General features: G+C 46.6%; 8 protein-coding genes and 2 pseudogenes. 5 read left to right on the forward strand and 5 right to left on the reverse strand.

Translation table 11 applies throughout. From position 1 onward, the window contains the following. Nucleotides 1-85: 85 nt before the first annotated feature. Complete coding sequence (locus CX664_RS16885) at nt 86-1300, reverse strand: multidrug effflux MFS transporter (protein WP_101747876.1); 1215 nt, start codon at nt 1298-1300, stop codon at nt 86-88. A 472-nt stretch (nt 1301-1772) separates the two neighbouring features. On the opposite strand from CX664_RS16885, the gene CX664_RS16890 reads away from it, so the two are divergent. From CX664_RS16890 to CX664_RS27075, 3 genes are all read left to right on the forward strand, one after another. Further along, complete coding sequence (locus CX664_RS16890) at nt 1773-2729, forward strand: hypothetical protein (protein WP_101747877.1); 957 nt, start codon at nt 1773-1775, stop codon at nt 2727-2729. Between the two features lie 295 nt (nt 2730-3024). Continuing rightward, nucleotides 3025-4074 carry a potassium channel family protein gene (locus CX664_RS16895; RefSeq protein WP_180966528.1) on the forward strand — a complete coding sequence of 350 codons (1050 nt, stop codon included), beginning with the start codon at nt 3025-3027 and terminating at the stop codon, nt 4072-4074. A gap of 351 nt (nt 4075-4425) precedes the next feature. Further along, nucleotides 4426-4980 carry a hypothetical protein gene (locus CX664_RS27075; protein ID WP_101747879.1) on the forward strand — a complete coding sequence of 185 codons (555 nt, stop codon included), beginning with the start codon at nt 4426-4428 and terminating at the stop codon, nt 4978-4980. A 106-nt stretch (nt 4981-5086) separates the two neighbouring features. On the opposite strand, the pseudogene CX664_RS28245 reads toward CX664_RS27075, so the two are convergent. Next, nucleotides 5087-5191 (reverse strand): annotated as a pseudogene (locus tag CX664_RS28245) (hypothetical protein); the annotation flags it as partial. Nucleotides 5192-5754: 563 nt separating this feature from the next. On the opposite strand from CX664_RS28245, the gene CX664_RS16905 reads away from it, so the two are divergent. Then, nucleotides 5755-7821, forward strand: coding sequence for an AarF/UbiB family protein (locus tag CX664_RS16905; RefSeq protein ID WP_101747880.1), 2067 nt, complete (start codon nt 5755-5757; stop codon nt 7819-7821). 101 nt (nt 7822-7922) lie between these two features. Here the strand turns inward: CX664_RS16905 and CX664_RS16910 are convergent, their stop codons facing one another. Together CX664_RS16910 and CX664_RS25810 are read right to left on the reverse strand one after the other, a co-directional pair. Beyond that, a complete protein-coding gene (locus tag CX664_RS16910; RefSeq protein WP_146000077.1) occupies nt 7923-8198 on the reverse strand; it encodes an efflux RND transporter permease subunit in 276 nt (91 codons plus the stop codon). 28 nt (nt 8199-8226) lie between these two features. Beyond that, nucleotides 8227-8415 (reverse strand): annotated as a pseudogene (locus CX664_RS25810) (efflux RND transporter permease subunit); the annotation flags it as partial. Between CX664_RS25810 and CX664_RS26505 the strand changes: the two are divergent. Beyond that, complete coding sequence (locus tag CX664_RS26505) at nt 8409-8774, forward strand: hypothetical protein (protein WP_180966529.1); 366 nt, start codon at nt 8409-8411, stop codon at nt 8772-8774. The pseudogene CX664_RS25810 and the gene CX664_RS26505 overlap by 7 nt on opposite strands. Before the next feature lie 344 nt (nt 8775-9118). Here CX664_RS26505 and CX664_RS25815 read toward each other — a convergent pair whose 3' ends face one another. Continuing rightward, nucleotides 9119-9781 (reverse strand): hypothetical protein, encoded by a 663-nt coding sequence (locus CX664_RS25815; protein ID WP_146000078.1) that lies wholly within the window; start codon nt 9779-9781, stop codon nt 9119-9121. Nucleotides 9782-10127 lie beyond the last annotated feature (346 nt).

Raw genomic sequence — 10127 nt, forward strand, 5'->3', positions numbered from 1 at the left:
GCTCCCCCCCGCACTCTCTGACCCGTTGGCAGGCCGACTGAGAAACCGGGTATGGTGATTCATACCCACTTCGATAGCAACAGATTCAGGCAGCCTGTGGCGTGGCTTCTGAAACATCGCTGGTTTTCATCAGACAGACACCGGAGATGGCAACTGCGATCAAGGTGATCGCTGACAGCGACAGGGTACCCGCTTCAGGCAGAAAGCCGATCAGCGCACTGATCAGTGTTGCCAGCAGCATCTCAATAAAGAAAATCAGGCCCGCTGCGGTACCCATATTCTCTTTCATATGTTCAGTGGCCCTGGCCTGACAGAGCGGCATAAACAGACCGAGGCCCAGTTCATATATAGCGATACCCGCAACATAGCCGGTAATGGATTGACCATCCGTTAGCAGACCGCTCACCAGGGAAACCATGGCACCAATCATCAGCAGGCTGCCAGCGACCAGCGTACTCTGGCTCCGACTCATGTTGGCGGTCAGTTTTGGGCCCATGGATGCACTGAGCAGGTAGCTGGCAATAGCCACAGCAAACAGGTAGCCATAGGTGGCCGGAGAAATGCCTAACTGACCAATAACCACAAAGGAGCCTCCGGCAACAAACACAAAGGCTCCGGCAAATGCCGCACCGGCGGCGATGGTAAAGCGCAGGTAGCGGGCATCCGTCAGCACCGCTTTATAGCCTGCCAGCACAGAATTTTTCGATGTGGTTGCCGTGGTTGTTTCCTGTTTGTGTTCTGGCAAAAGCGTCAGTGCCAGTATCGCAATCACCGCCATGGCTGCCATCACGTAAAAGCTGTACTGCCAGTCGGCATACTCCTGCAGATAACCGCCGACAATGGGTGCTGCCATGGGGGCAATGGTCAGGCAGCCGCCAATATAGGCCAGCATTTTCACTTCCATCTGGTCACGGTAATAGTCCCGGGCCATCATTCTGGCAACGGCAGTTCCGAAGCAGCCAAAAACGGCCTGGGCAAAACGGGCGGCAATGAACAGATAGATGCTATCCGTCAGCAAAGTGATTGCTGTTGCCGCAAGGTAAAGGGAATAGCCCATCAGCAGGGTTTTCTTTCGGCCCAAACGATCAGCCAATGGGCCGACAATCAGCATCGACAGGGAAAAACCCAGCATGAATAAACCAACACTCCATTGAGCGATCGCGGAGGTGGTGGCAAAAAACGCGGTGATTGCTGGCAGTGAGGGGGTGAAAATATCAATGGACACAGGTCCTACCACCGCAAACAGGGTCAGAAGAATCAGAACAAAAGCGGGGTGCTTTTCGGGAGTCAGGTGTCGCATGGTGGTCCGCTGATAAGTTGAAAAATAGGGAGATAATGCAACAGGTACGATTGATCAACAATCCGTGTTTATGCCAATTATCAGGATGTTGATTGCTGTTTATAAGTAGTTGGCCAAATGGAATAGTATATTTCTGGCTAAGTGGGCAGTTACTATGCAAGGCACAACGTAGGGAGCATAGCCGTAGCTATGTGACCGTAGTTGTAACGCCGCAGAGTGACTGCCCACTTAGTCAGAAAATACGATTTCATTTGGTTAACTACTTAGAGCAGACATTAATTTAATTATGATGTCTGCGCTGGTTTGCCGGTGGAACTCAAGATTGATATAACCGCAAAGGGCTGTGAAACGGATTGACTGAATTCTTGAACAACTACTCAGCGGGGCTGAACTATTTCCTGATCATCAGGTCTGAAATTGGTGACTGATTATCAGTCGATTTTTACGAACTAAATTATCGGGTGTTCAAAAAATGATTACAGCTACTGCGCACACAAATTCACCGCAAGCAATCAGGCTTTCTGAGCTTGAGGGTGGTTCAGCTTCAGCTGCATCGGTTGATGTTAAATTCGGTGATACCTTCCGGACTATACAACCGGTTGTTGAGCCTGGAATTCTGCAACGGGCCAACGATGCAATCAATATAGATAGCTATGATTTTGTTAAGGATAAATTTAATACAATACTGAAATCCAGACTTTGTTCACGAGTGTTGCTAGGAGTTAATGACGACCAGTGTATTTTTTCTTTAATCCCTGAAGGCTATCCAGAAACCAAAGTACGCGTACAATTTGCTCCTGATGCTCGGATTGTTAATCAGAAAAGCTTTGAGCGCCAATTAATGACCAGTGATAAGGCATTGATTGATCTGGCAATAAAAGGTGTAGAGGTGTTGGCCGGGCAATTCTCATTGCAGGGTCAGACTGTGGAATTGTGTGCGTTGGGGATCATTCGAAATTACATTCACAGTGACGATTTTAATGAAGTTTTTCGCAGTGTCGATTTAAATGCACTTTTATGGTTTCGTGATAGGGGGGATTATAGCCTCGTGATGTTAATGAATGATGATTCAGTTAAAGAGGGTGTTCCTTATTACACGGGAGGAGGGCTGGAAACAGGGGAATTAGAGGCTACAGATTGTTTTGGATTCAAATATGTTGCTAAGGGATCTGCTGAAGACCATCCTTTCGAAAAAAACCTTGGTCATGTTTACTCAAACACAGACAATCTTATTCATCGATTCGCTAATGCCAAATATGTCCCGGTTGAAACTGAAAAGCAGCCGACTAAACTTTGGGAAAAGTATGTTGAACAGAGGTTATTGCATATTGTTATGACCCCCTCTTATGATACCCACCAGCCAGTGTCGTGGTTTATGTCCGTCGTGTCTGACTTATCCAGGCGAGTGCAATCCTGGGTTAATGGTTAGTTGGTGATTTTTCACCCAGAGTCTCTGGTTATACATCAGTTGTCAGATAAAAGGCTGTCCTGTGCAGTACGCCGTCATCTGCGTAGCTCCGGGACTATTGCCCGTAGCGAGGATAGCGAGAAATTGAGAATAAAAATTCGGTTTTATCTGGCAAACAGGCCTGGGACCTGAAAAGGCCTGAATCACAGATCTTATAAGTTAACGTCATGAATATATGTGTTATTATCACTCACTGGTGATATATCAGACTTCTTTGGGTCCGGCAGACTTCTGGACCGTGCATGGTAGGGTTAACTTGAGTTTTCTGAAATCAACTTTGCGGTTCTTTCACCATCATTTTTTGAAACTGAGCTGGCTGGCTTTGCTGATGGGGTTGCTGGGCCACTTTATGTTGTCCTGGGCGCTGATGTGGCTGGCCGGTGAATCAGCGCTTCTGCCTGTTGATCAGTGGTTCTATTTTTATGTCACAACATCGACCACCGTCGGCTATGGCGATCTGAGTCCGGGCACTGCCTCAGGGCGGGTTCTGGCCGCGTTGTTTATTCTCCCCGGTGGCGTTGTGCTTCTCGCAGGAGGGTTGGGGAAGCTGTCATCATTTTTTCTCAGGTTATGGAGTAGAAGAATGCAGGGCAAAGGGGATTACTCAGATTTGGACAATCATATTGTCATATTTGGCTGGAAGCGAAATCACACCCCGAAAATGTTGCAACTGATTTTTGGCGACAAACGTCGTGAGAATCGTAAGATACTGCTCTGTACCAGCCAGGAAATGGAGAATCCTTTTCCTGACCAGATTTTGTTTGCCCGAGGGGAAAGCCTGACGGAGCCGTCGTTTATTCAGCGAACCGGCATTGGCAATGCGGCCAGAGTGATCGTGTTCCGTGACTCCGATGATCAGACCCTGGCCACCTGCCTGAGTATTGCCGCGACGAAAACCAAAGCCCATGTTGTTGCCTGGTTTGAAAGCCAGCAGATGGTACACCTGCTTCAGTCCCACTGCCCGCAAATAGAGTGCCACAGTAATTTGTCCATGGAACTGCTGGTTCGCTCAGCCCAGGATCCGGGGTCTTCTCGTGTGCAGCAGCAACTGTTATCAACATTGACCGGGCCAACACAGTACAGTGTTCGCGTGCCTGAAAATTTTGGAGGGACGACGTTTGGTCGACTGCTGGAGTTTTTTAAAATTCATCACGAAGCCATAGCCCTTGGAGTGGCCGGCTCTGCCACCGGAGATAACCTGAGATTAAATCCGCCCGGCAATGACCGGGTGGCAGCTGGACAAGTAGTTTATTACCTGTCCGCCCAGCGGATTCACGGACATGAAATTCAGTGGGAGCAGCTGTAGGCTGCGGTAATCAATCCTCTTAGGGTAGACATTAAGCGCCTACTCCCAGCTTCGGGAAGTTGAAGACCGAACCACGAAGGGCACGAAGAGCACAAAGAAGAGATTTTCTTTTCCTTCGTGCTCTTCGTGTCCTTCGTGGTTCCATTCAAAAGCCATTGAAAATGGAGGGGTAAGCTTAATGTCCACCCTGAGTAGCCGGATTTTCATCAATGAAAAAAAGTGGTCCTTCAATCAAATATTTTAAACTTTTTTCTGGAAAGAAAGTCGGATGTTAGAGGAAATGTTTTAGTTTGATCTATCGCCGTAATAACTAACTAATTATATAGCCCTTATTTTCAGGAATTAATTATCATGCAACCAACCCCGATTGCGCCGTCCAAACACTTGTTAGACTATATAGATTTTGATTTGCTTGCAGGTTCGGCCTGCTGTGGAGTTTTTGGTCACAGTTTCGGTAGCATCGTTTGCCCTTTAACACCTGTACCTGTTGGTTTTATGACATTTTGCGGTCCCAATCTCCTGGCTGGCACCCTGAATCGTCGCAGCATTGCCTGGCATCAATACACTACTGGACTAATGCTCAAAAACAAACATCAGTTAAACAATGCACTAGTGGAAAGGTTTGAACAATTATCGGACAGGCTGAGACAGAGTACTTTGAAACTTACCGAAAACCAGACAAAAATTGAGAATCTTGAAAAGGTTATTAAGGAATTGAACAAAAAGCCAATGGAAAAGCTGGATCAATTATACAGGGAACAAAAAGAGATTAATGAGAGCTGCAAAACAAATCGTGAGGAAATTGCTGCCCTCCGGGAACTATTAAACAAACCAACGTTGGTAACTTACCAGCCTGCACCATTGAACCAACTATCCACAGACACTGCACAACAAAAAAACAAGTAGTTGCCCTGGATAGCTCCAATAAAGTACTCATACAGCAGTTGGCAATCCTTGCTGGGTGATAATACCAGCAAGACAAGCTCTTGATTGATGTCACTACAATGTGCATCAGCTCAGGTTGGGCAAAGTGACTGTCTCCTCGGATGATGAGATGTGTTTTCGGCCAGGACTGCCGAACCAAGGCCAGAAGACGTTTAACAATGGCGGCATTTTCCCGTCCCGAAGGTGTTTAACCCTGCCGAAGAATGGCTGTGATCAACTTCCCGCTTAAACCTTCAAAAATCATCAGTGGCAAGTAGCAGGTGTTGCCGTATTTGGTATTAAACAGACTGTACTATTGAGCACCGTGGGTCAGGCTGGCCGTGTGATCCAGATCAATGACTGCCAGCTTGGGCGGTTTTTTATAGCTGCTGAGAAAATGCTCTGCTTGGCCTTTTTCGATGATTCTCTCTCTTTGCCAACCTTTTGAGCCAGTAAAAACCAATCGCTTCTGATAATGCAGCAGGCTTACCAGAGTTCTTAATTGGTGCTTTAGTTTTTATTTTTGAACTATGTTTTCGTCGGGTTTATCTTCTCAAATCAAGAGTATTACTCGATGAATAATCATGCTTTTAAGTAATTGATATATTTTAAACAGAAATAATATTGAACTTTTCATCTTTTAATCGGTCTCAGTAAATAAATAATCTTTATTTGATTACTTCTCGATTGGGATTAATCACTTTTTTTCTGTTTAAAACAGTAATATTTCCACTAATAACAATAAGGAGTTCTGTTATGATGCCTGTTAATGCACGCCCTGAGTCGGCCAGCGAAATCCCGGATCAGCCCAGTATTCATGCAACAGTTGGTCATGTTGACCCATTGTCCCAAGGTGTTCATTCTGCGGGTTATATCCCGCAACAATCACCTTATGGCCCCATTGCTGCCGGTCATACTGTTAAGGCTGTCCCACCTGCGTCGACCCTGGGCGAACAGCAGTTTGACCCTGAAGACCCCTCTAAAGTGCCTGATGATCAGGTCATCGTTGGACGCCAGCCTCGTACTCTATCTTCCCTTGAATGGCTGGGTGATCGGATTAAAAAGGGGTTTGCCAGTCTGGTCAGAACGTTCAAAATGATGGGGATTCTCTTCAGTATTTATCGGCATGGTGGCAGTGTAGAGAGCCTCCAAAACGCTGCCGCTAAAGCCCGGGGGGGGATTCTGGTAAAGGCAATTCAGTTTGCATGCAGTTCTCCCTCAATTGCCAAAGATCTGTTTGGTGATGACCATGAGCAATTTACCAGGACTTTATCCCACGTTGCCACCAGCAATAAGCCAATGTCCAGGGCGGAGCTGATTCATTGCCTTGATGAAGCGGGTATTGATTACGATCCGGCGCGATTGGATGAAATACGTAATCTCGGTACCGGTTCAATTGGTGAGGTCAATGAGATCATCCTGAACAGCGGAGAGAGTCTGATTGTCAAGACCGTTTCCAAGTCAAGTGAAACCAGGGTTTACTCTGATTTACGGGTTCTCAGGTTCGTGCTGGGGCTGGTTACCTTCTTTGCACCGAGTTCAATTGGTAAAGGGACCAAACATGCCATTTTCTCATTCTTTGACAGTGTCAAGGAAGAATTGAATCTGATCACTGAAGCCAACAGAACACGGCAACAGGATTTTGCTTTCAAGGCCGTTGCACAGCAGCATATATTTGATATTCGGCAAGACGAATTACCGGAGTATGCATACGCGCTGCCTTCCCGGCCAAATGGTTGGGCTATCGAGCATCCTGACACCGGCACGGTTTTGCTAAGGCTTCCGGTTAATTTTAAAGTTCCAGCCGTTGATGGTAATACTGCCTCTCCCCATGCCCTGGGCATGCAAAAAATTGATGGGGTTACGTTAAGTGAAAATGACCAGCCAAAACTTCGGAAACTTGCGGCAAAGTTATTTAATATCGATGAGTCGAAATTAACGGACGATCATTTACTCGCCTTCAGGTTCAGTCTGAAAAAACTGGCATTCCAACACTGGTTTTACTGTTATGCCCAGACGGGATTTTTTAATGCGGATATGCATGATGGCAATGTCATGGTTACCGTTGAGGATGGCAGACTGAACATTTACTTTATTGATCTGGGTAATGCACAAAAAGTCTCGAGGGATGCGGTGAAAGCCACCTACACCATTCTTGGTGCGATGGAGCAACTCCGTGAAGAGTCCGGTGTAGCCAGGAGAAGTCACTATGCAGATGAGGTAGTTCAATGTATGCAAACTTTGAGTGAGTATGAACCTGATAAAGTAAACTGGGATAAGCTGAAGCAGGAGGTCCTGAATCTGATGCCCTATCGTGGGGCGGGCAAGATTGATCAAAAAGTCATTGACCTGTTTAACAGAGCCTATAACTGTAATGTGAAGATGCCAAAAGAAACTGTAGCGTTGTTCAGGGCCAAGATATTAATTAACTCCCAGACCACTGTGACCGATGAAGCAAGAAGGTCGCTGGACAATATCGTGCCTTCCATGATCGAACTGCTGGGCCGTGGCACTGATAACGATTCAGGTGTGCTTCCCGGAAACATCGCTGATCAAAATGCTCTGCTGATGCTGATAAGGCAGCTTCCAGAATTACGTCAACAGCTACTTGATTTAATGAGAACCGCTCCAGTAACTGATGAGCAATTGCAATATGCAGCGTCTCAATTACTCTCAAAAATAGACTTACCACCTGATGAATTCAGACGTGAGGTTGATGAATTAATTCGGCAATGGCAGATGCAGATGCCCCCTGCTCATCCCGAACAGACGCACAGTCATGCTGGGGCCAGCACTGCATATCCACCACCGGTGCCAGCTTAGAGTTAATTGGTAATAAGTTATCAGGCTTAACCGGTAACCGATAATTCGGTAACCGGTATTAGCCTGAGCAACTTCCCGGCCTGAGAAAATCAGTGAATGTGTCAGTGAGTCAGCAGCTTCTCCAGTTGTCTTGACACATGGTCAGGAGAGGTGGTTCTTCTGGCCATCAATAAATACATGGCTGGCACCACAAACAGGGTTAACAGGCTGGAAACGGTAACACCGGCAAAAACCACGACCCCGATAGAGAACCGGAACTCTGAACCGGCCCCGGAGGCCAGCAGCAGAGGAGTGGCACCAACCACCGTGGTAAGAGCGGTCATCAGGATCGACAGCGCTGGTAAAGTCATCTTCCCTGGCACGCAGGAAAACATCATATTCCTCACCACGCTCCATAAAGGTCGTGTCGGTTACACCGCCCAGCATGGTTTCCAGGGTTGCCCCGATGTCTTCTGCCGAAACACCCAGCTCCTGAGCCCGCTCCCGGTCAATGGTGATCTCCTGCTGTGGCTGATTCTGGTTGAAGTCAATATCCACATCCCGCAGCCCGGGATTGTCACGGGCCTTTTCGGCAATGACATCGGCCCATGCCACCAGTTGATCAAAGGAACCCCTTTGCGGATCTGGCCAAGGGTATTTTCCGGCAGGTCAAAGGTCAATTTCATGGTGCTGAGATCATCCAGCGTGGTCAGCAGGGTACCGACATTGACAAGGGCACCAATGCTCTGTTCATGGAAGCTCAACATGCCGGTAAAAGGTGCTTCCAGCGTATAGTGATCCAGTATGGCCAATTCTGCCTGAAGCGCGGCTTCAAGACGGTCTACCGTGGCACGCTGAGCCTTGAGTTGCTCAACGGAAATGGCTTTGCTGTTAATCAGGGCTTCCATGTTGCAATGTGGTGGCCGTCACTGGAAAGGCCGTTACCGCAGGAGCCTGGCTTTTTGCCGCATTAGCGGAAGCTACCTGGGAAAAAGCTGCCAGGCAGGTCAGGGCAACCAGCAGGATTGCCCGGGATTTGGTGGTCGCTGCACGAGCCAATACCAACCACGGTTGTGTGAAGAGAGAGCTTGCTGTCATGAGGTCTCCTGCCTGTGGGAATAAGGGGCATCAGAATTTGGCGGAAGTCTGACTGAATTCATTAATGGGGGGATTATATCGCTAAATGGTTCGATGGTACCCTGACGATTACGATAACTTTTCGTAATTTTGAGTCCATTCAAAAGAAAGACCAAAGTCAGTTTCGGCTTCCCTGGTTTTTGCGTCAGGAAGACTGCCCCCTGCTCTTTCAGATTCCGTATTACAAGTCAATTTCCTGTGAATTCAGGGATTTCAGGAATACTAATTTATCTCTATTAAACCATGCTGTTGATTCACAACTCCATCCGGGAAGATCAAAGCCTTGTGCACAATGTACAGCATCAAAATCAATGGCCACACGTTCCCAATCTATAAAATCATCATTTCCTGAATGAGGATATTCTTTTAATAAGTGTTCATACTTTTCGTATGAGTCAATATGAAATATATTTGCTGTTTCTGAAACCTGAAATTGAGCCGCAGTTTTGCCTAAGAAAATGTGCATACCGCTATTTCTACACCACTCTATCCAGGCAGTTGTGTTTTTTTCGGTTTTGGTTTCTTCGGTTGCAGTTTCTTCTTCTTCGGTTGCAGTTTCTTTTTTTAGAGTACTTGTCCAAAAAGTATTTTCAGGTTTATCTGACGGCACTCTTAGCCATATTGGAAAATTCTTACCGATATGTCCGAAGTGAAACTGAATGCTTGGGTCATTTTTTACTACCTTCCTGCTAGAAAGCAATCGTTGCATATCAAACTGCTGATCACGTCTTGGTATGAATACTTGTGATGAATGATAATTATCATATATTGAAGATGGCTCTGAAAGGAAAGCCGCACTATGTGGACTGGTTAGCTCACTAGACTTCACAGGGGATAAATTCATAGTAAGTTCCTTGTGTTTACGTTTATGAGTGTTTATTCACAAGGAAAGTTCACAAAGTCATGGATAAAATTCAAATTATGAAAAGCAGAAAAGCAGAAAAGCAGAAAAGCAGAAAAGCAGAAAAGCAGAAAAGCAGGGTTCAGGTCTGGATTTTTGAAGGAAGAAAACCAGGGTCAAACAAAGCGGGAAAGCAGGGGGGAAGGTCCTTCATTGTTACCCCAGGGCGGTAGCACGAAGCGTACATATGTACTATTAAGATACCTCCGGTATAACCAGAGGCACGGCAATGGCCAACTACACACCAATGGTCGTCAGAATTCAAACGCTAACTGAGCCTCGTAGCGAT

The sequence above is a fragment of the Endozoicomonas acroporae genome, from assembly GCF_002864045.1.
Classification (GTDB): domain Bacteria; phylum Pseudomonadota; class Gammaproteobacteria; order Pseudomonadales; family Endozoicomonadaceae; genus Endozoicomonas; species Endozoicomonas acroporae.